Here is a 23382-nt window from a genome sequence, read left to right on the forward strand (position 1 = left end):
TTGCTTGTGTAATGCGGAGTCTATTTATCTAATTTCAGTTTGAACAGGAACGTCTTTTCCTGCGGAACTCCCTCTGCCTGCCGTATCACCTATAGGTCACAGTTACGCCGTTATGGCGAGCCACCTACGGATGCGCAGGCAGAAGCATTAATCCGATCAGCAACGCTAGAGTCGATATCTCCTTTTCCTTTCAGGACCGGATGCCGCTTGACCAGTCTGGCGGCCAACCGCTTCGTCACAGGGCAACGTTTTATCGACTATGGCGGTGGCAGCAGTTCCCAGTCCCAGTTCAATCGGGACCAGTTCAGCAATAGCAATGGACTCGGTCAGCAGAATCAGTTTGAGATGCAGCCGCTGGGCGAGATGATCAGGCAAATACTGCAGGATCTGATCAAGATGCTGATGGGCAACAATCAGGGCCAGCCATCCAACAGCGGCAGCGACAACAGCAAGAGCACCTCCCCTGTCGGCAGCAGCAGTGGCTCAGCGCCCCACTCTCCGCAACAGAGTGACGAGCCTAGAATCATCAAGCTGGGCAGCAATATCTCCGCTGCCGAGAAAACTGATCTGGAGTTCGGTGCCAACAAGACGCTGGTGGACGACGGCAAGAACAACCAGCTGCATAACATCTATCTGAAGAGCAGCGATTCGGCCAGCAACGACCTCTTTCAGAACCTGCACTTCACCCAAGACAGCAGATCGGCGAGATAGCCAATCTCGTGATGTTCCTCTTCGTAATTCCATAGATCATGATCACCACGACCGCTGACATGGATGAAATAGTCCACCCCGCCCGCCATGACGCCGTAGAACTCATCGTAGCCTGATGCACGGGGGCCAAAGTGCGGCGGGAAACCCAGATGCCATTTGCCGATCAGGCAGGTGTAGTGACTCGCTTTCTTCAGCTGTGCAGGCAGGGTGGCAATATGCGGCGGCAATCCAGGTGTGCTGCTGCCCTTGCTGCGGCTGTTGTTGGGCTCTTCCATGGCACCACGCAGGCGATACCCTGCCGAACTGTGCCTGACGGCCGCTGTAGCAGCCCAGATCCGCATATCCCAGATCGTTAGCCAAGATGTGGTGTTTAAGAATGACGGTGTCATGCTGCTGAAAACGTTGTCACAGGGGATGCATCTGACGGTGTTGCCCAACCTGCCGTTGGTGGCTGCGCGGGATTTTGTACGCACCGTGGAGCTGAAGCCACTGTCTGAAACCGTACTTTCACGGCCGTTGTATCTATGGTTAAAGGATGAGATACAGCACCAGCCGGAGTTTGTGGCATTCGAGAAAATTGCGATGGAAGTCTTTTACGAGTTCAGCGCAGCTGACCATAACGCGACGGGATGAGAGGAGAAATCGCACATAGAAAAACAGCCACCCGGCTTGACCCGTAGTGGCTGTCTTCAGAATTTGGTAGGACTAACTGGACTCGAACCAGCGACCCCCACCATGTCAAGGTGGTGCTCTAACCAACTGAGCTATAGTCCTATTTCATCATCCCGCTGCAGAAACGCATCCTGTCGCGTGACGATGGGCCGCATTATACGCAGCCAGTTTTGCCACGCAAGCCCTGAAAGTAATTTTTTCTTTTCAGGGACTTATAGACGTTTGCTGCCTGCTCCCGCACCTCTGCTGAGCTACTACATCTCCCACTCTTTCATGATCATGTGAGTCTTGACCCGCTGCATATTAGGAAAGCTTTCTACCGCACTGCGAATCTCGATGAGTCGCTCCATAGAGGCGGTTTCCACATAGACCATCATGTCGGTTTCTCCACTGATGGCGCAGCAGCGCTTGATCTCGGGGTAGGCTCGCATCAGCGTCACGTACTTCTCACATTTACTGTCGACGTAGAACAGCTCCAGATAGGCACAGACCTGCGCCCTGTCGGCAGAGGCTACTTTGGCGTGGTAGCCAACGATGATGCCCTGCTCTTCCAGCTGGCGAATACGCTCACTGACTGCGCTGCGGGACAAACTGACCTCTCTGGCGATCTGCGCCACCGGCATGCGGGCATCGTTACGCAACAGGCTGATAATGTGCTGGTCAAACTTGTCCACGGTATTCCTTCACTGATCGGTGCTGAAAACGCGCTGCAGTCAGTCTGCCGGCACTTTCCGTCATTGTGACGGTGAATGCCGACAGTCTGTCAGCAGCAAGAATCAAGGGAGGCGAATACTATAGCAGCACTCGCCTCAGGCGCATCTTTCTGATGGCTCGCCACCTTGCGCCCTGCGGTCCGAACCTTGCCCTGCAGCCCTGCCCTATCTGCCTGTGAGTGCTGATCATGAGCCGCCTTAATAAAGAACTGAGTCTGTTGCAGGGAGTAGGTCTGCTGACGACCTCCCTGCTGGGAACAGGCATTTTCATTGTCCCTGCAGTTGCTGCTGCGGTCGCCGGACAGGCTTCACTGTGGGCCTGGTTATTGCTGATCGCACTGGTGCTGCCTATCGCCTTCACCTTTGCGCAGCTGGGTAAACGCTTCCCCCATGCGGGTGGCGCACCACATCTGATCGGTCGGGCCTTTGGCGCACGGATGGAGCAGAGTGTGGCTTTTCTCTTTCTGGCCGTTGTCCCGGTCGGCCTGCCTGCGGCACTGAACATTGCCACGGGCTTCTGGCATGCCCTGTTCGACCTGTCACCCACCATGGTGCTGCTGATCCAACTGGGGACGCTGGGCCTGATGGGGCTGCTCGGGCAGCGCCCTGCCAAAGCATCCGGGCTGATTCAGACTGCCATAGCCATATTGATTGTGGCCACGGTCGCGTCATTGTGGTGGGCTGGTGATCTCCCCGCCCAGCAGCAGCCACTGCTACCGACCGCCGGCGTCGACTGGCACAGCATTCCCGCAGCGCTGGCCGTGATGTTCTGGTGTTTCGTCGGTATTGAGGCGTTTGCCCACATGGGCGAGGAATTCAGGAATCCGCAGCGCGACTTTCCTCTGGCACTGCTGATCGGTGTACTGCTGGCCGGTCTGGTGTACTGGGCCTGCTCCGTCGCGGTACTGACCTTCGGCACCTACGGTGATGAACAGGCCAACGGCGCCTCATTACCTCATCTGATTGATCGGCTGATGGGAGGCAAGGCGCAGTGGCTGGCTGCCGTCATTGGTTATCTGGCCTGCTTCGCTTCGATCAATATCTATGTGCAAGGCTTTGCCCGCCTGATCTGGAGCCTGGCCGACGAAGGCAAACTGCCCGCCGGGCTGGCACAACGCAACCAGCATGGCGTACCTGCACGTGCGTTACTGGTGGTCATTGTGACCTGTAGCAGTTTTGCCATGCTGGCGTGGTGGCAGGGTGTCTCTATTGCCGAGCTGATTCGCTATGCCAACGGTAACTTCATTCTGGTCTATCTGCTGAGCATGGCGGCAGGCTGGGTGCTGCTGCAGGGGGTGTGGCGCTGGCTGGCGGGCATCAGCACGCTGCTGTGTGTCATCACCCTCGGCGTACTGGGAATACAGATGCTCTATGCACTCGGCATTCTGGCGTTGTTCCTGCTGATCAGCCAGATCAGATCACGCAGCAACAAGCCTCTGCGCACCGTGTAAGACGATGCTCACGATCTGAGTAAGCTTGACCAGAAAGCAAAAGAGCGAACACGGGTGTTCGCTCTTTTTATCAGTATGTCTGCCAATGAGATCAGGCGATCTCCAACACGCTAGTGCAGGGTGTCAGGTTCCTGCTCATCGGTGTAGAGATAGCCCATGCGCTGGCAGTCTTCGATCACCAGCTGGGTAGCATTCAGGGTTTCCTGAATGAAATTGAGCAGCTGCTCAAAGGTCAGGCCCGCCCGCAACGACAGGGTATCGCCCATTACCAGATGCGGCATGGTCTGATCATTGAGATCCACGAAGATCTTGAGGTTGGTAAATTCCATATTCAACCTCGCCGTTTCCGCCACTGCAGGCAGGATGGCTGCCGGACGAATCTCCATTTCGGTAGAGATCAGAATCACGTCCTGCTCGAAGAACAGGCGGCACTCCATTCCCTCCACCATGGCTTCCAACTCGGCAAAGTGGTAGCCATCGCAATCACCGCAACGCTCGTGGCGAATCCCAGCCTGGTCCAGCCAGTCTTCCAGCTGCTGAGCGGAGAGCCCTTTCACCACTTTATCTGAACCTTGCATCCACACCTCTACTTCACAACACTGTCCACCTGTCGCTGTCTGTTGGTTTACGCTGACAAACATCGGTCACGCTTATAACAACTAGCGATCAGGCGCCAAACAAACAAGGTGACGAACGCTACCAGATGGTCGCATGGGGCGCAATTGCAGCCGTTACATATCCTGATTATTGTCTGGATCAGGACGGATAACGCAGCACCCGCAGGCCATTGGCGATGACCAGCAGACTGGCGCCTACATCAGCAAATACCGCCATCCATAGTGATGTCATCCCCAGTGCCGCCAGCACCACAAACAGCAGCTTGATGCCGATCGCCAGCACAAGATTCTGCTGCAACACCCTGAAGGTAAAACGTGACAGCCTGATAAAACGAGGCAATTTGCGCAGGTCATCGTCCATCAGTGCGACATCGGCGGTTTCCACGGCAATGTCCGTGCCCCCTTTCCCCATCGCGAACCCCACCTGGGCTTCGGCCAGGGCTGGCGCATCATTGATGCCATCACCGACCATGCCAATGGGCGCCTGCTGGGCCAATGCCCTGATGCGCTGCCATTTGTCATCAGGCAGACAGTCAGCCTCAACCTGCCGGACGCCAGCCTGTTCAGCAATGGCAGCGGCCACGCGCGCATTGTCGCCGGTCAGCATCAGTGTCGTGATACCCAGCTCATGCAACTGGCGAATGGCATCGGCACTGCCAGGCTTCAGCGGGTCTCGCACACTGCACAGCAGCAATGCTTCATGGTCGGTGATCAGTAACGTCACACTGCATCCATCTGCGTAGTACTGCTCTACCTGTTGCTGTTGTTGTGCTGACAGCAGGCCGCGCTGTTGCGCAAACTGCGGCTTGACCAGATAAAGGCTGACAGGCTGCCCCTGTTCGTCTTCCAGCTGGCTCTGTAACCCTTGCCCCGGCAGCTGCGTAACCACGGCATGCGCCCCGCTGCCAGCGGGTGACAAGGCCGTGGTGATAGCCTGAGAGACCGGGTGACTGGAAGCCGATGCCATCTGCCAGGCCCAGCGATGAATCTGAGCCTCGGAGTAACGCTCAGACAATATGTCGAGCTGCTGCACTTCCGGCTGTCCGGCCGTAATGGTGCCGGTTTTATCCAGCGCCAGCTGTTGCAGATGACGGGCGTCCTCCAGATAGCGCCCTCCTTTGACCATCACTCCCATTCTGGCGGCGCGGGTAATACCGCTCATCAGGGTAACGGGGGTGGAAATAACCAGTGCGCAGGGGCAGGCAATCACCAGCAACACCAGTGCCCGATAGCACCATTCCAGCCAGCTTCCCCATCCCAGCAAAGGTGGCAACAGCGCCATAACAACCGCCAGTGCCGCGACGGCAGGCGTATAGATACGCGAGAAGCGCTCAATCAGCGTCTGCGTTGGCGCCTGACTGTGCTGTGCCTCTTCTACCCGTCGCAGAATCTTCGCCAGCAGGGTGTCATTAGCCGTTCGCGAAACCCGGATCTGTAATGTTGACTCACCATTAAGCGCACCGGCCAGCACGGGATCACCCTCCGCAACAGCGACCGGCTCACTTTCTCCGGTAATGGCGGCCTGATTGACCGAGCCCTGACCTTTACTGATGTCGCCATCCAGCGGTATGCGCTGCCCCGGCTTCACCCGTAACGTCTGCCCTGCCTCTACGCTTTTTACCGGCAACGACTGCCATTGCCCCTGCGCGTCCTGACACTCCGCCATCTCAGGCACCAGCGCGACCAGTTTACCGATAGCAGAACGGGCACTGGCCAGAGTACGGGCTTCGATCCATTCCCCGAGAACATAGAGCGTCATGACCATGGCAGCCTCAGGCCACTGCCCGATCAACACCGCCCCGGTCACAGCAATACTCATCAGACCATTGATACTGAGATTGCCGTAACGCAGGGCCTGCCAGCCCTTTCGGTAGGTCGACATACCCGACAGCACAATGGCAACCAGTGCAAAGGCCGCGGCCAGCCATGACGGCCCCCATTCAAACCAGTGCACCAGTTCCGAAGTAGCAGCGGCTGTCAGTGCCAGCAGCAACTTGGGCAGCCCAGCCCAGGCTGAGCGTGCAGCAGCAGCGGGCTGTGCCGTTGACTCAGCCAAGGGGTTGCCCGGCAACCCCATGCGCTTCAACTGCTCCAGCACCTGTGCCAGCACGTTCTCACTGGCATGTACGCGCAACCGGCCTGCCGGAGTATCGAATTGCAGCCGCTGCACGCCCGCCATGTCAGTCAGGCCGTGGCGAATCTGCGCTTCTTCGTTGGCACAATCCAGTGCGGGAATATGCAGCAGATACTGGTAACGCCCCTGAATCTGCGCGCTCTGTTGGTCAACAACGGCGGAAGCATCCTGTCCGGTATGATGGCAACCGCAGCCACCACCCTGATGACGATAAGCACCATGGGAATGGCTGTGATCGTGATCGTGATCGTGATCGTGGCGATGTAAATCCATGCTCCCTCCTTGAAAGTCGGCATATCTGAAATTATCAACTGGGAGGGATTAAAAACCCTGTAGCAGCTACAGGGTCAAGCGATGAAATCAGAATGGATTTTCATCACTTCGGACCAAAGGGAACAACCAGAGAACGTCACCATGGGAAGACAGCCAACCACTTCGCCGCCAGTGGAGGAATACAAGCCAGTGCTGGAATACAAGATAGGAGAGCTGGCCAGCCTGACCAGCTGCCCGGCAGAGACCATCCGTTACTACGAGAAGCAAGGGTTGCTGCCTGCCGCCAGCCGCAATCAGGCAAACTATCGGGTCTATCAGGAGGGTCATCTCAAACGCTTGCAGTTTATTCTTCACTGTCGCGCACTGGATATGACGCAGGAAGAAATCCGCCTGCTGGTCACCTTGCAGGACAAACCCGACAGCCCCTGTGAGCAGGTGGACGTTCTGCTGGACAACCACCTGCAGCATGTTGAAGCCCGCATTACCCAGTTACAGCATCTGCAGGAACAGTTGCGCCTGCTGCGCAGCCAGTGTGACAATCACGGCCCGGTCAGCCGTTGCGGCATTATCGAGGGCCTTGAGCGCCTGGATGTCAGTACCGATGATCATCATCCTGACGACACCTGCAGCCACGTACATGGCAGCCACGGTTTATAACTCAGCCAGAATCGAGACCCCATGCAGCAGTCACCACGCCCCTCCGCTCCCCAGCCTACCCCTCTGACAGACCCAAATCCGAATATCAGTGAGCTCGCGACGCGCCTGGGGTACTTCGGCCTGATTCCCTTTCTCGGCACAATTCTGATCACGCTGGTCGGGGTCAATATACACTTCGCCTTTACGCTGTTTATAGGCTACAGCGCCGTCATTCTGTCTTTTCTGGGAGGCATTCACTGGGGGTGGATAATGCAGGGTGCTTTGCCTGCTGCTCATGTCCGGCTGAAGCTGGCGATGCTGCCAAGCCTGCTGGCCTGGGCGGCGTTACTGGTGCCGTCACTGTGGGCAGTGCCACTGTTGGGCCTGGCCTTTATTGGCTGGTGGGCGTACGAAAATCCGTTGATTCGTGAACGCTGGTATCGTGATGTGCGCAAGCGACTGAGCTTTGTAGTGCTGGCCTGCCATCTGATCTGGTTTCTGATGTTGTGGCGAGCGGCAACGGTGGCAGCAGCCTGAGAGCGGCCCCGTATGCCAGCCTCTGAGCCTGCAAGAGATTCGCCGTTCAGCTGGCTTCGATCAGGCTTTTGTCCGTTAACAGGCTTTTCCATCAATTAATTTCCATCAATTAATTTCCATCAGATAGTTTTCCATCAAATAGTTAACCAGTATGTGCTCCCCACGTTTGACGTGGTTTTTGCCAAGCAGGGTAAAGCCCTGTCTGGCAAAGAAAGGCTTCGCCACCTCAGACGCTTCCACATAGAGTCGGCTCACCCCTCGCTCTGCTGCAGCGACTTCCAGACCACGGTATAACGCTGTCATCACACCACAACGTTGCCAGTCAGGATGGACATAGGCGCAATCGATGTGACCGTCAGCATCCAGCTCGATAAATCCGATAGGCATGTCCTGGCAGACAGCCACCCATGGGCGCTTCCCGGCCAGACGCTGCTGCCAGCGCTCATAGTCCGGAGGCTGCGGCGCCCATGCGGCTTTCTCGGCAGCGGAGTAAACAGCGTCGTCAATATGCTGGACGGCAAGGGTAAACAGATCCGCCAACGCACTGGCCATGGACGCCTGATAGGCGACGATATGCCAGCGGGCACAGCTTACATTGCTACTCTTGTCTGTCATTGACCGCAGCACTTTTTGAATTTCTTGCCACTACCGCACGGGCATGGGTCATTTCGCCCGGTCTGACGGCTCACGGCAGGAGGATTAATGACGCCATCCACATAAAACCAGCGCCCCTGCTCACGAACAAATCTGGAACGCTCATGCAGCACCTTGAGAGCATTGTTCTCACTGAAGAATGCACGAAACTCGACTTCCCCCGAGTCCTCCTGAACTGAGCTGTTCAGCACCTGCAGACGTTGCCAATCGGTATCCCGCCGTGACAGTTCACTGGCACTCAGGCCCTGCCGTTTGCTTACGTGCCAGGTATCCAGCAGGTACTGGCCTAGATTCCCCAGCGCGAACGCAGCATAACGTGAACGCATCAGCGCCTCAGGCGTGGTCGCGACCTGCTCCCCCGTATGCAGGGGCTGGCAGCATTGGTGATAAAAGCGACCTGATCCACAGGGGCATGATGTCGAAGCTAAATCAGTCATCAGTGATGTCTTGTCAGAAGGAGAAAAGGAATGGGAATTGTACAGCGCGGCTCCCGCCCGCCGACAGCGCCAGCCGTTATTCGCTGCAGTCCTCATTTCGATAGGGGAGATAGCTCAGCGCATCGGCATAATAGCGATGAATAGCGGCTCGCTCCTGCAGCAGAAACTCTTCCACTGCCTCATGCAGCCCCGGTTGTAACAAGTGCCAGGATGAAGTGAGCTGAGGCTCGAAACCACGAATCAGCTTGTGTTCCCCCTGAGCGCCTGCATCAAAGTGCGCAAGACCTTCCGCAATACAGAGATCGATACCCTGATAGAAACAGGTCTCGAAATGCAGCTTGTCATACTCATCCAAACATCCCCAATAACGCCCGTACAGCGTATTGCCTCCGGTAAGGAAGAACGCAGCCGCCACTTCCTGCTCTCCGGCATAAGCCACCACCAGCCGGATGGATTCAGCCATGTGTTCGGCCAACTGTAGAAAAAACGCCAGACTGAGATAAGGTCGCTGACCACGCTTGAGGTAAGTCGCCGCGTAAAACGTAAAGAACTGCCGCCACAAACGCTCATCGACCTCTTCGCCACGAAACGCCCTGAAACTAATCCCCTGTGCGGTCACCTGCGCACGTTCCTTACGGAAGTTTTTACGCTTGCGTGAGGTACACACCGCCAGAAAATCCTCAAAGCGGTGATAGCCGCGATTATGCCAGTGATACTGACAGCCAAGCCTCAGCAGCCAGCCCGACTCCTCCAGTTGCTGATCAAACGTGGACTGCGGAAACAGCAGATGAGCCCCCGACAAACCATGCTGCAGCACACTGGCTGTGACGACTTCAATAAGCTGCTGAGCACAGGCCGCGTCGCTTGCCAGAATGCGAGGCCCTGTGACCGGACTGAAAGGGACCGCTGACAACAACTTGGGGTAGTAGCGTCCCCCTGCCCGTTCCCAGGCATCGGCCCATTGATAGTCAAATACGTATTCGCCACGGGAATGATGCTTCTCATAGAGGGGCATTGCCGCCACCAGCTGCCCCTCAAAGCGTGCCACAAGGTGAGCCGGTATCCAGCCCGTCTGCTCGCTGACGGCACCGCTGACTTCAAGGGCGTGAAGAAACTCATGTCGCAGAAAGGGATAGCGGCTCCCCAACAGTGCATTCCATTCCCCGGCATCAACATCGGCCATGGAAGAAACCGACTCAATGGTTACTGCCTTTACCTGTTGCCCTGTCACTTATACTGCTCCTGTATCACCAACAGACCATCTGCTACTGCACGCTCAAAGCACAATCACCCAATAATGGGTACTACACACTGCTCACCCATCTTGTCCCACACTTCTCAGCCCGGCAAAGCCGCCTTTGTGACGGCCGCAGTGTACTCACTGGCGATAAAAATACCTGCGCTCAGCAGGACTCTGTAACAAAACCGTCCGCATTTGGGTTGGATTATCTACCACCAAGGGCCATAGCAAATAAACACTAGGTTTCTGGAGGTTTTGGCCTCACAATGCACCCCGAAAATGATCGCGGACCTGACCGAGACTTGAGTCAAAGCACGCCTCCCTGCTGATCGTTTTCAAGGTTCCGGGCTATGGTCCTGCCTTCCCTCCGGAAACCGTACATTCACCTCTCATGCAAATGGCGCTGCACATGAAATTTCGCTTTCCTGTCGTCATCATCGACGAAGATTTTCGTTCTGAAAACATTTCCGGCTCCGGCATTCGTGATCTGGCCGATGCCATCAGTAAGGAAGGCCTGGAAGTCGTAGGACTGACCAGTTATGGGGATCTCACCGCCTTTGCCCAACAGGCGAGCCGGGCATCCTGTTTCATTCTCTCAATTGATGACGAAGAATTTGGCGATGGCAGTGTCGAGGCGGTTGATACTGCACTGGCATCCGTACGAGAGTTCATTACCGCAGTACGTCGTCGCAATACCGATATTCCGGTATTCCTGTACGGTGAAACCCGCACGTCACGTCATATCCCCAATGAAATTCTGCGCGAACTGCACGGCTTCATTCATATGTTTGAAGACACCGCCGAGTTCGTCGCCCGCCACATTATCCGTGAAGCCAACAAGTATCTCGAATCACTGGCACCGCCCTTCTTCCGTGCCCTGATGCATTACGCCAGCGACAGTTCCTACTCCTGGCACTGCCCGGGTCACTCAGGCGGTGTGGCATTCCTGAAAAGCCCGGTCGGTCAGATGTTCCACCAGTTCTTTGGTGAGAACATGCTGCGTGCTGACGTCTGTAACGCTGTAGAAGAGCTGGGTCAGCTGCTGGACCACACCGGCCCGGTCAACAAGAGCGAAAACAATGCTGCGCGCATTTTCGGCTGTGACCACCTGTTCTTTGTCACCAACGGTACTTCCACCTCCAACAAGGTGGTGTGGCATTCTACCGTTGCGCCGGGCGATATCGTGGTCGTTGACCGCAACTGCCATAAGTCCATCCTGCACTCGATCATCATGACCGGCGCCATTCCGGTGTTCCTGATGCCGACCCGCAACCACTACGGCATCATCGGCCCGATTCCGAAGAGCGAGTTTGACCCGGAAACCATCCGCAAGAAGATTGAAGCCAATCCTTTTGCGCGCAACGCTACCAACAAGAAGCCACGTATTCTGACCATTACTCAGAGTACCTACGACGGCATTCTGTATAACGTTGAAGAAATCAAGGACATGCTGGGCTCGACCATCGATACCCTGCACTTCGATGAAGCCTGGCTGCCCCATGCGGCGTTCCATGATTTTTACCGCAACATGCATGCCATCGGCAGTGGTCGCCCACGCTCGGAAGAAACCCTGGTGTTCGCTACCCAGTCCACTCACAAGCTGCTGGCCGGTCTGTCTCAGGCCTCACAGATTCTGGTACAGGACAGCAAGTCACGGAAGCTGGACACCCACCGCTTCAACGAATCGTACCTGATGCACTCCTCTACCAGCCCGCAGTACGCCATCATTGCCTCCTGCGACGTGGCTGCCGCCATGATGGAGCCGCCCGGCGGCACCGCACTGGTTGAAGAGTCCATTCTGGAAGCACTGGATTTCCGCCGCGCCATGCGCAAGGTGGACGCCGAGTACGGTGATGACTGGTGGTTCAGGGTCTGGGGACCGGAAACGCTGGCCGATGAAGGCATTGGTGACCGGGATGACTGGGTTATTCATACCAATGATACCTGGCATGGTTTCGGCCAGATCGATTCGGGCTTCAACATGCTTGATCCGATCAAGGCAACCATCATCAACCCCGGCCTGGATATGGACGGTAACTTCGATGAGATCGGTATTCCCGCTGCCATCGTCAGCAAGTACCTGGCCGAACACGGCATCATCATCGAGAAGACAGGCCTGTACTCCTTCTTCATCATGTTCACCATCGGTATCACCAAAGGCCGCTGGAACTCCATGGTCACCGAGCTGCAGCAGTTCAAGGACGATTACGACCAGAACCTGCCGCTGTGGCGCATCATGCCGGAGTTTGCCGCACAGAACCCGCAATACGAGAAAGTCGGCCTGCGCGATCTGTGTACTGACATCCACAACGTATACAAACAGTACGATCTGGCCAAGATCACCACTGAGATGTACCTGTCCAACATCGAACCGGCAATGACGCCTGCCGATGCCTGGGCGAAAATGGCACACCGTCAGATCGAGCGCGTCGCTATTGACGAGCTTGAAGGTCGGGTTACCGCCATGCTGGTAACACCTTACCCACCCGGTATCCCACTGCTGATTCCTGGCGAGCGCTTCAACCGCACTATCGTCCGTTATCTGCAGTTTGTCCGTGACTTCAACTCCCGTTTCCCGGGCTTTGAGACTGACTGCCACGGATTGGTACGCGAGAAGATCAATGGTGTCGATACCTATTTTGTCGACGCTGTTATCGGTGCCTGATCAGGGCCACAGATACTAAAGCACTCAGATACAACAAGGGGCACATCATGTGCCCCTTGTTGTTTACCTGACTGTCGTAGTCTGGATGACCTGTAGCGCTGCCACTCTACCAGCAAGCGCAGAATGACAGTTTAAACGAAGTCATCGTCGTCAAAGCCGCCCATATCGCCGTCATCATAGCCACCGAAATCAGCCTGATTGTCGCTTAACCCACTCCCCCAATCATTCCCACCCTGATTGTAAGACGTGTCAGTCCAGCCATTCTGATACTCGCCCCCACTATCCAGACCCGTGGTTGTCGTAGCGGGCGCCTCATTATAGATATTGACGATCTCTTCCGTCGGCGCTGCACCACCTGCCAGCCCGCCTAAACCGCTGTGATGACTGAACAGGCTGCTGATGCTCTCTGCCAGCAAGACACCACCTGCGACACCCGCCGCCGTCTGCAATGCCCCTCCAAGAAAGCCTCGACCAGCGTTTGCCGCGGGTGCTGCTTGCGCCTGCTGGAACGCAGGATTAGGGGCATAGCCCTGACTGGCCTGAGGCTGGTAGGCGTTGGCCTGCGCAGGAGCAGCCCCTACAGGGCGACCCCACTGGTTTGCCTGAGGTGCAGCGTTGTTCTGCTGTCCCCAGCTGGCATCGTTCGGCCGTGACTGAGACTGCCCGCCCAGTCCAAACAAACTGGACAGAAAGCCACCCTGGCTGCCAGCACTCTGGCTTCGAGCAGAAGCCTGCGCCAGCTGCTGATTTAACTGGCGATTCTGCTCTTCCAGACCTTTGACCTGTTGCTCCATACGCTTGAGTGCTTCTTCCTGCACGAGCAGCACCTGAGCCATGTAATAACCCGCATTCCCCTGCTCACTCAGGTGACAATTGATGACCTTCTCGGCCTCCTCATCGCGCACGGGTGATTGCTGTGCCGCCTGTTTAAGACGTGAAAACAAGCCATCGATCAATTGACGTTCGTCATTATTCATACTGTGACCACCTCTTCCGGGCTCAATCAGGTATTGGCCATGATAACTGACCAAAATAGACCTTCTTTAGATGGAGACGTTCCAGCCGATTTGGGTTTCCAAATGCTTCCTTGCGCTTCAAACAACGCCTTACACATGGCACAACGCTGAAGGTTGAAGAAAGAAAACTGCGCTCCCTACTCGAAACTCACCTCTGTTGACCCCACCTTCAGGCGATTGACCAATCCTCAGGAAGACAAAGGATCACATCGTGTTGCGACAGATACCGACCAATGTCATTACAGGCTTTCTTGGCTCCGGCAAGACGACACTGATCAATCAGCTACTGGCGAGCAAGCCGGAAAATGAACGCTGGGCCATTCTGGTCAACGAGTTCGGACAGATTGGGGTCGATCAGGCAGCATTTGCTGCAGAGGGTGGCATTTTCATCAAAGAGATGGCCGGGGGATGCATGTGCTGCGCCCTCGGCCCCAGCTTACAGGTCGGCTTAGCTGCACTATTGCGTCAGTCCAGGCCCGACCGCCTGCTGATTGAGCCAACCGGCCTGGGTCATCCTGAAGGCATCATTGACACCCTGCAGTCAGAAGTATTCCGTCAGGCGCTGGATGTGCGGGCCACGATTTGCCTGCTGGACCCACGCAACCTGCAGCGGCCCGACGTGCTGGCCAACTCAACCTTTCAGGACCAGTTAAGCCTTGCTGACGTGATCGTCGTCAGTAAATGTGATATCGCTGCAACTGACCTGATCAAGCTGGCCGAAGCCAGCAGCCTGAACATGTACCCTCCCAAGCAAGCCGTGGTGCAGGCACGTGCAGGCCATATCGACCCTGCCCTGCTCGATGTTGTGCGCGCTGGCACTCAACAGCATCCTTTTACTCCCAGTGGCGCCCCTGAACTTCAGGAAATACTGGAAGGCACTACTACTGACAAAGGCACTGCTACTGACAATAGTAGTAACACAGCATTCACCAGCACTTTCGAGGGTCTTTTTACTGCCGCAACGACGCCACTCGCAGGCTCAAAGCTCGCCCCCGGTGTGGAGCATCCTCATCCCGGCAAGCCAATTCGCCGCAGCGGCAGCAATGGGGACTTCAGCAGCGTCGGCTGGCAGTTTCATCGCGATGACGTATTCGATTACACAAAACTGGAGCCTGTGCTGACAGCCATTACGTCGGCCATCAGAGTAAAAGGCGTATTTCGCATTGGCGACGCCTGGCTGCTGTTCAATCAGGTACTGGGGGAATTTGACTACCACCGTCTGGCCTGGCGTCGCGACTCAAGACTGGAAATCATCAGCCAGCAGCCACTGGACTGGGATAGCATTGAGCAGCAGGTCATCGCCTGTATCGAGCATTAAGGGTACACACCGACGACTGCTTGTGTGGCAGTCGTCAAATCAAAAGGTGTAGATCAACTTTTCGCTATGGCCGGTACCAGAATCCACTCGGCACTGTCATTCCAGACGTCCATGCGCACTATCTTGCCGCCAGCCACCTCATAACGATCCACGTAACGGTTACCAGAAAAGCTGCGCCCGTCCGGCCACTCGCCATAAAGCGTGCCTGTCGCATACACAACGACCACGCCCTCTTTTTCCATGTAGTCAAAATCCCCCAGCAGTTTCTTCACCCACCGGTAACGGCTGGCATTGAAAGTGGTTATTTCAGTTGCACTTGCCATTGCCCTGCCACCGGTGAACGTTATTGCAACCCCTTCCGCCATATAGCTGGCCGCCTTGACCGGGTCTGGCGCCATGGAAGCCGCCAAAAAATCTTTAACAATGTCTATGGCTGTTTGCGCAGACGGCATAAGCATTTTCTCCTGCTGAAAGGTTCACTGAGAAATCAGGCAGAGAAATTGCTAGCAATTTGGAAGCCATTGTTAGCAAAAAATACCGCTTTGCTAACAACTTCTCTCACCGACAGTCTCGCTTTACCGATTCACAGCAGAGGTCATACCCGATGCCATTGACACACTTGAGCAACTTGCGCCTTCTGGATCATCCGGACATCACCTCTGAACTGTGGATAGAAGACGGCTATTTTATTGAGCCTCCGGCCGATGCCCTGAGATCAGATACAGAGATTGAGCACAGGGACATGGATAATGCGCTGATACTGCCCGGCCTGATCGAAACCCATATCCATCTGGACAAAGCCTGCATCATGGATCGCTGCCATTTGCAGCACGGTACACTCGAAGAAGCCATTGCACTGACCAGTCAGGCCAAACAGGGCTTCAGTGAGGAAGATATTTATCAACGTGGTGCACAGGTCATTGAGCGTGCCATCACACAGGGCACCACCCACATGCGAACCCATGTCGAAATAGATCCGGGTATCGGCCTCAAAGGCTTCGAGGCCATTCGTCGACTTCAAACCGATTACGCATGGGCAGTTACCCTGCAAATTTGTGTCTTTCCGCAGGAAGGAATGCTCAACAAGCCGGGAACGGAAACGCTACTGATGCAATGCCTGCAACAAGGCGCTGAGGTACTCGGCGGCTGCCCATACACTGATAGTGACCCAACGGGCCAGATTGAGCGGCTGTTTGCGTTAGCCCGTCAATACGATCGCGATCTGGACTTTCATCTCGACTTTGACCTGATGGATGATTTGACGAATCTGGAAAAGGTCATCGAGCAAACGCATCACTATGGCTGGCACGGAAGAGTGACCTTAGGCCATGTCACCCGCCTGTCGGCAGTCTCCCATACCGACTTGCTGGGTATAGCGAAGAGGCTGGCTACGGCAGGCATTCAACTCACCTGCCTTCCCGCAACGGATCTGTTCCTTATGGGCAGACAATACGATCACCTGATACCGCGGGGAGTAAGCCCGATCCATATTCTTCAGCAACAGGGAATGTGCTGCTCACTCTCGACCAACAATGTCCGTAACCCGTTTACCCCTTTGGGCGATACTTCGTTGATCCGTATCGCTAATCTCTATGCCAACATCGCTCAGCTGGGAACAGATAAACAGCTGGAGCAATGCCTGCACTGGATCACCAAACACTCGGCGCAACTCCTGCGACTGGAAAACTATGGTTTACACCCTGGCTGTAAAGCAGACTTTATCGTGGTGGACAGTACGGATGGGCCACAGACTATAGCGGAGATACGTCACCCTCAGATGGGATTCAAGAGTGGCAAACAGACATTCTGCCGGCCAGCGGCAACGCTGCTCAAACCGGCGAAACAGCAATCAGGCGCCTGAAGCTTTTAGCAGCGCAGCGATTACCCCAATGGCAGAACACATAATACGAACGATGCCATTACGAAAGATAAGATCTGCTGAATTTGGGAATAGACCTAAAGCACCGCCGCTTTGATACCTATACCGGCTCACCAAAGGTGGCACAAACTAGCAGCTTCAATAACTGACGACCAGACAATACCGTGACCAATCAGGCTCCGTTTTAGGTGCGGCCTGCCTCAGCTGACAGCAAACCGGAAATGACAGAACAGACGAACTGTTCTACAACTTATTATGGTTCTCTGCCAGCACACCCACTACGCTTACAAGCCGCGAAAACACTCGCCCCGTCGTACTAAAGTATTGTTTGGTCGCTTCTGGATACTGGTTGAAACGAGCAGAAGTGATCATCAATAAATGGCACATTAACAGCGACAAAATGTCGCATGGCTGCTATACTGCGGCCCGCTCGACGCTGGTATGAATCGACCTGATTCATGTCACAGCATCAAAAAGAATTCAGGTTACCACCCTGTTAGCACGGCAGTGTAGTAACCGAAGAACAAATGAAGCACAGAGTTAGTACGTGAACCGCGGAATCAGGATAACTTAAGGATAGAAGTTGCAGATACGGAGGTGACTCTCCCACCACGGCCAGCACATGCAGTAACATGGCGTCCCCAATGACAGGGCCAGCGCTTAACTTAGAACTGACCTTTGTGGAAGAAGTCCAAACGCTGCATTCATCCATGACTTATCAATGATTTAGATCAACACATCATACTTTTTAGAACAGACACCTCTGCTAATCGCGAAGTGTTCAGTTAAGGTATGTGACCCCGCGGCAGTACGCCTGTAGCTATCAAGAATCTGTGATCCCCTTTCCCTTTCTGACATTACATTTGTGAGGTAATGAGGCTGTGAGATGAAAAAAAAAACCTGTCTAAGTTTGATGAAGGCGTCTGGCCTGCTCGCTGCACTGTTTCTAAGTGGCTGCGACGACTGGGTGCTGATGGATCCCAAGGGGCCGATAGGCCAAAGCGGTAAATCGCTGATTCTTACTGCCACATGGCTGATGCTAATCGTGGTTGTCCCGGTCATCATCATGACCCTCGTTTTTGCCTGGAAATATCGCGCTTCCAACAAGAACGCCACTTACGCTCCCAAATGGGCACACTCCCACGCTATTGAAGTGGTAGTCTGGTTCATTCCTTGCGTCATCATCGGCGTTCTGGCGTTGATCACCTGGAAAACCACCCACGAACTGGACCCATACAAGCCTCTTGAATCTGAAGTGAAGCCACTTCATGTTCAGGTAGTCGCTCTGGACTGGAAATGGTTGTTCATCTACCCCGAGCAGAACATTGCCTCAGTCAACGAACTGGCTATCCCTACCGGAACGCCAATTGCGTTTGATATCACCTCTGCCTCTGTAATGAACGCTTTCTTCATTCCGCAGCTGGGCAGCCAGATTTATGCCATGGCGGGTATGAACACCAAGCTGCACCTGCTGGCTGACGAACCCGGTACTTACATGGGTATGTCTGCCAACTACAGCGGCAGTGGTTTCTCTGGCATGAAATTCGACACTCTGGCCATGTCCACTACGGACTTCAATGCCTGGGTAGAGAAGGTCAAAGCCGCACCTCAGCCTCTTGAGAAGGAACAGTACACCGAGCTGGTCAAGCCCAGCGAAGCTAACCCTGTTGCGCACTTCTCATCCGTAGAATCCAATCTGTATCAGTCCATCCTGAACAGTTATGGCTCTTACTGCCAATCTCCGTCTGCGACTGCACTGAACTCTCACGAAGCCCTGAACAGCAAGGCCGGTGAAGAAGCTCAGCAAGTCAGCATGAACGTGGCTTCTGAGGAATAACAATGTTTGGAAAATTAACGCTAGACTCGTTTCCCTTCCATGAGCCGATTATTGTCGTCACTGTAAGTATCATTCTGCTCGCTGGCCTTGCCGTCGTTGCTGGTCTGACCTACTTCCAGAAGTGGGGCTACCTGTGGTCCGAGTGGCTGACTTCCGTCGACCACAAAAAAATCGGTGTAATGTACATTTTTGTTGCCATGCTGATGCTGGTACGCGGCTTCGCCGATGCCATCATGATGCGTACCCAGCTTGCCCTTGCCGATGCAGGTAACGCGGGCTACTTACCTCCTGAACACTATGACCAGATCTTCACCGCTCACGGTGTGATCATGATCATCTTTATGGCCATGCCATTCATGATCGGCCTGTTCAACATCGTCGTCCCCCTGCAGATTGGTGCTCGTGACGTTGCCTTCCCCTTCCTGAACTCAGTCAGCTTCTGGCTGTTCGTGGTAGGTGTGGTGCTGATCAACCTGTCTCTGGGTATCGGCGAGTTTGCACGTACCGGCTGGCTGGCTTACCCGCCATTATCGGAGGCGACGTACAGCCCTGGCGTTGGTGTTGACTACTACATCTGGGCACTGCAGATATCCGGTATCGGTACTACCCTGACAGGTGTTAACTTCTTCGTGACCATCATGAAGATGCGTGCGCCTGGTATGCGTCTGATGCAGATGCCTGTATTCACCTGGACTGCACTGTGCTCCAACATCATCATCATGGGCGCCTTCCCCATGCTGACCGTTGCTCTGGCTCTGCTGACTTTTGACCGCTACCTGGGCATGCACTTCTTCACCAACACTGCTGGTGGAGATCCCATGTTGTACGTCAACCTGATCTGGGCCTGGGGTCACCCCGAGGTGTATATCCTGATTCTGCCCGCCTTCGGTGTGTTCTCGGAAGTAACAGCCACCTTCTCAACCAAGCGCCTGTTTGCCTATAGCTCGATGGTGTACGCAACAGCGGCCATTGCCGTACTGTCCTTCATCGTCTGGCTACACCACTTCTTTACCATGGGCTCTGGCGCTAACGTCAACGCCTTCTTCGGTATTGCCACAATGATCATTGCCATCCCGACCGGGGTGAAGATTTTCAACTGGCTATTCACTATGTACCGTGGCCGCGTGCAGTTCAATGCGCCCATTCTCTGGACCATTGGCTTCATGATCACCTTCTCTATCGGTGGTATGACCGGCGTACTGCTGGCCGTCCCTGGTGCAGACTTCCTGCTGCATAACAGCCTGTTCCTGATCGCTCACTTCCACAACGTCATTATTGGTGGCGTGGTGTTCGGTTACCTGGCTGGTTTTGGCTACTGGTTCCCGAAAGTATTCGGCTTCACCCTGAACGACAAATGGGGTCGCCGTGCATTCTGGGGCTGGCTGGTAGGTTTCTATGTAGCCTTCGTACCTCTGTACATCCTGGGCTTCATGGGCATGACCCGTCGTCTGAACCACTATGACAACCCAGCATGGCACCCTTATCTGGTGGTCGCCGCTATCGGTGCGTTCATCATCCTGGGTGGCATCCTGTGCCAGTTCATCCAACTGTACGTCAGTATCCGTGACCGCAAGGACAACATGGATGTCACTGGCGACCCCTGGAATGCACGCACGCTGGAATGGTCCATCTCCTCTCCGCCCCCCTTCTACAACTTCGCGCATATGCCGAACGTAGAAGACCTGGACGCCCACTGGGACAACAAAGAGAAAGGCATTGCCTACAAGCGCCCTGCCTCTTTTGAGAAGATCCACATGCCGAAGAACGCAGCTGCTGGTGTTTTCATCGGCCTGTTCTCTGTAGGCCTTGGCTTTGGCTTGATCTGGTACATCTGGTGGATGGTTATCCTCAGTGCCGCCGGCATTCTGGCTACCATGATTGTTCGTGCGTTCAACGAAGATGTTGACTATTACGTTCAGGTTGACGAAGTGGCGCGCATTGAAAACGCGCATCACGACGTGCTTGAGAAAAACGCATCTAGCCACCCCTTCGTAACCCAGGTGTAACCCATGTCCACTGAAGCACTACATCACGCCCATGATGATCATGGGCACCACGATGCCGGAGCAACAAAGGTCTTCGGTTTCTGGATCTACATAATGACTGACTGCATTATCTTTGCGACCCTGTTCGCAACGTATGCAGTTCTTCACAACAACATTGCCACCGGCCCAAGCGGCAAGGAAATTTTCGAGCTGCCATTCGTGCTGATTGAAACCTTCCTGCTGCTGATCAGTAGCTTCACCAGCGGTATTTCCATGCTGGCAATGCACCAGGGCGACAAAGCCAAGGTCATCAAATGGCTGATCATCACTGCCCTGCTGGGTGCAGGCTTCGTTGCGATGGAAATCTATGAGTTCCACCACCTGATTGAAGAAGGCATCGGTCCAGACAAGAGCGCCTTCCTGTCTTCATTCTTCACCCTGGTGGGTACTCACGGCTTCCACGTAAGCTGTGGCCTGATCTGGATGGTGGTCATGATGTTCCTTGTTTCCAAACAAGGACTCAGCGACACGAACAAGACTCGTCTGACCTGCCTGAGCTTGTTCTGGCACTTCCTGGACATCGTCTGGATCTGCGTATTTACCGTTGTTTATCTGATGGGGGCAATGTAAATGAGCGATCATCATTCACATGGCAATGGTGGCGCGAGCCACGGCAGCATGAAGTCCTACGTAAGCGGCTTTATTCTGTCCATCATTTTGACCCTGGTGCCCTTTGCTCTGGTTATGTTCCCAGGCCTGGCTACACCAGTAACTGCTGTTATTGTCATGGTAATCATGGCAATCGCTCAGGTACTGGTGCAGCTGGTGTTCTTCCTGCACATGGACAGCTCTTCAGAGCAAAGCTGGAACGTGATGGCATTCGCCTTCACTGTTCTGATTGCGGTCATCCTGATCGGTGGTACGGTCTGGATCATGTACAACATGCATATCAACATGATCCTGTAAGACTGTCCGCCTACCGTAAGAACGGGTGCCTGCTGGCACCCTTTCTTACGCCTCTTCAACTGGTAAGCGTGTTCTGATGATTAAGAGATACTTACTCGTTACTAAGCCGGGAATCATTTTCGGCAACCTGATCTCTGTTGCCGGGGGCTTCTTCCTAGCTGCCAAGGGCAGCGTAGATTTATCCCTGTTTCTGGCCACGGTGGTTGGGCTGTCATTGATCGTGGCATCAGGATGTGCACTGAATAACTGCATTGACCGCGACATCGATCGCAAGATGGAACGCACCAAGAATCGCGTAACCGTCACGGGCGCCATGTCCACCAAAGCAGCATTCACCCATGGCATCGTTCTGGGCTTGATTGGCTTTGGCATGCTTTATTACTGGACCAACCTCGTTGCACTGGGATTTGCAGCATTCGGCTTCTTTATTTATGTAGTTGTCTACAGCCTCTACATGAAGCGCAACTCAGTTTACGGCACACTGGTTGGCAGCTTTTCTGGTGCAGTACCACCTGTCGTCGGATACTGTGCAGTCACTGGCAATTTCGACATAGGCGCAGCGATTCTGCTGATCATGTTTAGTCTGTGGCAGATGCCCCACTCCTATGCCATTGCGATATTCCGCTTCAAAGACTACGAAGCAGCGAATATCCCTGTCCTTCCCGTTGCTCAGGGCATCAACAAAGCCAAGCACCATATCGTCATCTACATCGTTGCCTTCGCCCTGGCGACAGTCATGCTGGCCCTGAGCGGCTACGTCGGCTACGGCTATCTGGTGGTTGCCTGTGCAACCAGCTTGTGGTGGCTGGGAATGGCGCTGTCAGGCTATAAGTCCAGCACTGATGATAGGTTGTGGGCCCGCAAGGTTTTTGTGGTTTCAATCGTTACCATCACCGCACTGAGCGTAATGATGGCAGTTGACTTCCAGACACCAGCATCTCAACTGGATATGCTGGCCTATCTGGGCTAAGTTCTCGCAGCCCAATTTAAAGACCCCACTTGATAGTGGGGTTTTGCATTTTTTGCCTGCCACTTATTGTGAAACTAATGATCAGTCTCTTAACCGCCAGCACACCTGACACACTCACCCCAAAACGGATAGCTCCCAACAAACAACACCCTTCACACAAGCGGAACACCAACCGACGGATCACCCACTCCCCTCTTCAACTTGATTTAAAGCTATATCAGCCAGGCCGCCCTACACCCTCCAAGCATAGACCTCAGGAGCAGCTATAGATGGCCCTCTGACCAACATCGAAGTTTAGGATGCAGAATCAAACGGGGCGCGCAGCGAGAAACGAAGCGGTTTCAAAGAAGGAAAACAGTCAGAAGCATCCGTACCAATGCCGACAAGATTAGAAGCACCAGCCGCCAAAAAAGACGCGCAAGCGCATGCTATAACGCAGAAAAACAAAAAGCCCCGACTGATTTTTCAGTCGGGGCTTTTCATTGGAATCTGGCGGTGAGGGAGGGATTCGAACCCTCGATACGGTTTCCCGTATACACACTTTCCAGGCGTGCTCCTTCAGCCACTCGGACACCTCACCGGTTGCGCTCATCGCTGAACGCGGTGCGTAATGTACTTAATAGGCATTTGAAACGCAAGCACTTTTTTCATCAGTACAATTCAGGCAAAGC

22 protein-coding genes and 2 tRNA genes are annotated in these 23382 nt (G+C 54.6%); 13 read left to right on the forward strand and 11 right to left on the reverse strand.

Going from position 1 to position 23382, the window contains the following annotated elements:
* The first annotated feature begins 207 nt into the window (after nt 1-207).
* The gene (locus WH50_RS02385; protein WP_110185857.1) at nt 208-711 is read left to right on the forward strand and encodes a hypothetical protein; all 504 of its coding nucleotides are present in this window, start codon (nt 208-210) and stop codon (nt 709-711) included.
* Here WH50_RS02385 and WH50_RS02390 read toward each other — a convergent pair.
* Entirely contained in the window at nt 669-1052 is a 384-nt protein-coding gene (locus WH50_RS02390) for an alkaline phosphatase family protein (RefSeq protein WP_243409960.1), read from the reverse strand. The genes WH50_RS02385 and WH50_RS02390 overlap by 43 nt on opposite strands.
* A 46-nt stretch (nt 1053-1098) precedes the next feature.
* Between WH50_RS02390 and WH50_RS02395 the strand changes: the two genes are divergently transcribed.
* Nucleotides 1099-1344 (forward strand): hypothetical protein, encoded by a 246-nt coding sequence (locus tag WH50_RS02395; protein ID WP_110185858.1) that lies wholly within the window; start codon nt 1099-1101, stop codon nt 1342-1344.
* Between the two features lie 64 nt (nt 1345-1408).
* On the opposite strand, the gene WH50_RS02400 is transcribed toward WH50_RS02395, so the two are convergent.
* Both WH50_RS02400 and WH50_RS02405 read right to left on the reverse strand, forming a co-directional pair.
* Nucleotides 1409-1485: transfer RNA gene (locus WH50_RS02400), tRNA-Val, on the reverse strand.
* Between the two features lie 152 nt (nt 1486-1637).
* Complete coding sequence (locus WH50_RS02405) at nt 1638-2057, reverse strand: Lrp/AsnC family transcriptional regulator (RefSeq protein WP_110185859.1); 420 nt, start codon at nt 2055-2057, stop codon at nt 1638-1640.
* 227 nt (nt 2058-2284) lie between these two features.
* Here WH50_RS02405 and yjeH point away from each other — a divergent pair, with 227 nt between their 5' ends.
* Nucleotides 2285-3547 carry an L-methionine/branched-chain amino acid transporter gene (yjeH, locus tag WH50_RS02410; RefSeq protein WP_110185877.1) on the forward strand — a complete coding sequence of 421 codons (1263 nt, stop codon included), beginning with the start codon at nt 2285-2287 and terminating at the stop codon, nt 3545-3547.
* Nucleotides 3548-3657: 110 nt separating this feature from the next.
* Here the strand turns inward: yjeH and WH50_RS02415 are convergent, their stop codons facing one another.
* Nucleotides 3658-4125 carry a type III secretion system chaperone family protein gene (locus WH50_RS02415; protein WP_165838277.1) on the reverse strand — a complete coding sequence of 156 codons (468 nt, stop codon included), beginning with the start codon at nt 4123-4125 and terminating at the stop codon, nt 3658-3660.
* Nucleotides 4126-4303: 178 nt separating this feature from the next.
* A complete protein-coding gene (locus WH50_RS02420; RefSeq protein ID WP_207780141.1) occupies nt 4304-6571 on the reverse strand; it encodes a heavy metal translocating P-type ATPase in 2268 nt (755 codons plus the stop codon).
* A gap of 141 nt (nt 6572-6712) precedes the next feature.
* On the opposite strand from WH50_RS02420, the gene cadR reads away from it, so the two are divergent.
* Together cadR and WH50_RS02430 are read left to right on the forward strand one after the other, a co-directional pair.
* Nucleotides 6713-7228: a Cd(II)/Pb(II)-responsive transcriptional regulator gene (gene cadR, locus WH50_RS02425; RefSeq protein WP_110185861.1), complete on the forward strand. Its 516-nt coding sequence runs from the start codon at nt 6713-6715 to the stop codon at nt 7226-7228.
* 21 nt (nt 7229-7249) lie between these two features.
* Nucleotides 7250-7744, forward strand: a complete 495-nt coding sequence (locus WH50_RS02430) for a DUF3429 domain-containing protein (protein WP_110185862.1) — start codon at nt 7250-7252, stop codon at nt 7742-7744.
* A gap of 105 nt (nt 7745-7849) precedes the next feature.
* Here the strand turns inward: WH50_RS02430 and WH50_RS02435 are convergent, their stop codons facing one another.
* From WH50_RS02435 to WH50_RS02445, 3 genes are all read right to left on the reverse strand, one after another.
* A complete protein-coding gene (locus WH50_RS02435; protein ID WP_207780142.1) occupies nt 7850-8359 on the reverse strand; it encodes a GNAT family N-acetyltransferase in 510 nt (169 codons plus the stop codon).
* A complete protein-coding gene (locus tag WH50_RS02440; protein WP_110185863.1) occupies nt 8356-8835 on the reverse strand; it encodes a YchJ family protein in 480 nt (159 codons plus the stop codon). The genes WH50_RS02435 and WH50_RS02440 overlap by 4 nt, the downstream gene beginning before the upstream one ends.
* A 76-nt stretch (nt 8836-8911) precedes the next feature.
* The gene (locus tag WH50_RS02445) at nt 8912-10066 is read right to left on the reverse strand and encodes a GNAT family N-acetyltransferase (RefSeq protein WP_243409962.1); all 1155 of its coding nucleotides are present in this window, start codon (nt 10064-10066) and stop codon (nt 8912-8914) included.
* Nucleotides 10067-10484: 418 nt separating this feature from the next.
* Here WH50_RS02445 and WH50_RS02450 point away from each other — a divergent pair, with 418 nt between their 5' ends.
* Nucleotides 10485-12740, forward strand: coding sequence for an arginine/lysine/ornithine decarboxylase (locus WH50_RS02450; RefSeq protein WP_110185880.1), 2256 nt, complete (start codon nt 10485-10487; stop codon nt 12738-12740).
* A 131-nt stretch (nt 12741-12871) separates the two neighbouring features.
* On the opposite strand, the gene WH50_RS02455 is transcribed toward WH50_RS02450, so the two are convergent.
* The gene (locus WH50_RS02455) at nt 12872-13717 is read right to left on the reverse strand and encodes a DUF2076 domain-containing protein (protein WP_110185865.1); all 846 of its coding nucleotides are present in this window, start codon (nt 13715-13717) and stop codon (nt 12872-12874) included.
* Nucleotides 13718-13967: 250 nt separating this feature from the next.
* On the opposite strand from WH50_RS02455, the gene WH50_RS26280 reads away from it, so the two are divergent.
* Nucleotides 13968-15074, forward strand: a complete 1107-nt coding sequence (locus WH50_RS26280; RefSeq protein WP_165838278.1) for a CobW family GTP-binding protein — start codon at nt 13968-13970, stop codon at nt 15072-15074.
* A gap of 53 nt (nt 15075-15127) precedes the next feature.
* On the opposite strand, the gene WH50_RS02465 is transcribed toward WH50_RS26280, so the two are convergent.
* Complete coding sequence (locus WH50_RS02465) at nt 15128-15526, reverse strand: nuclear transport factor 2 family protein (RefSeq protein WP_110185881.1); 399 nt, start codon at nt 15524-15526, stop codon at nt 15128-15130.
* A gap of 152 nt (nt 15527-15678) precedes the next feature.
* Between WH50_RS02465 and WH50_RS02470 the strand changes: the two genes are divergently transcribed.
* From WH50_RS02470 to cyoE, 6 genes are all read left to right on the forward strand, one after another.
* Entirely contained in the window at nt 15679-16935 is a 1257-nt protein-coding gene (locus tag WH50_RS02470) for an amidohydrolase family protein (RefSeq protein ID WP_110185866.1), read from the forward strand.
* Nucleotides 16936-17839: 904 nt separating this feature from the next.
* Nucleotides 17840-18790, forward strand: a complete 951-nt coding sequence (cyoA, locus tag WH50_RS02475) for a ubiquinol oxidase subunit II (RefSeq protein WP_110185867.1) — start codon at nt 17840-17842, stop codon at nt 18788-18790.
* Between the two features lie 2 nt (nt 18791-18792).
* On the forward strand, nt 18793-20796 hold the full coding sequence (cyoB, locus tag WH50_RS02480; protein WP_110185868.1) for a cytochrome o ubiquinol oxidase subunit I: 2004 nt from the start codon (nt 18793-18795) through the stop codon (nt 20794-20796).
* Nucleotides 20797-20799: 3 nt separating this feature from the next.
* On the forward strand, nt 20800-21405 hold the full coding sequence (locus tag WH50_RS02485) for a cytochrome o ubiquinol oxidase subunit III (RefSeq protein ID WP_110185869.1): 606 nt from the start codon (nt 20800-20802) through the stop codon (nt 21403-21405).
* On the forward strand, nt 21406-21741 hold the full coding sequence (gene cyoD, locus WH50_RS02490; RefSeq protein WP_110185870.1) for a cytochrome o ubiquinol oxidase subunit IV: 336 nt from the start codon (nt 21406-21408) through the stop codon (nt 21739-21741).
* Nucleotides 21742-21817: 76 nt separating this feature from the next.
* Nucleotides 21818-22711: a heme o synthase gene (cyoE, locus tag WH50_RS02495; RefSeq protein ID WP_110185871.1), complete on the forward strand. Its 894-nt coding sequence runs from the start codon at nt 21818-21820 to the stop codon at nt 22709-22711.
* A gap of 490 nt (nt 22712-23201) precedes the next feature.
* Here cyoE and WH50_RS02500 read toward each other — a convergent pair.
* Nucleotides 23202-23291 (reverse strand) — tRNA-Ser (locus tag WH50_RS02500).
* Nucleotides 23292-23382: the final 91 nt, after the last annotated feature.

Source organism: Pokkaliibacter plantistimulans (genome assembly GCF_003194385.1).
GTDB classification, from domain to species: Bacteria; Pseudomonadota; Gammaproteobacteria; order Pseudomonadales; family Balneatricaceae; genus Pokkaliibacter; species Pokkaliibacter plantistimulans.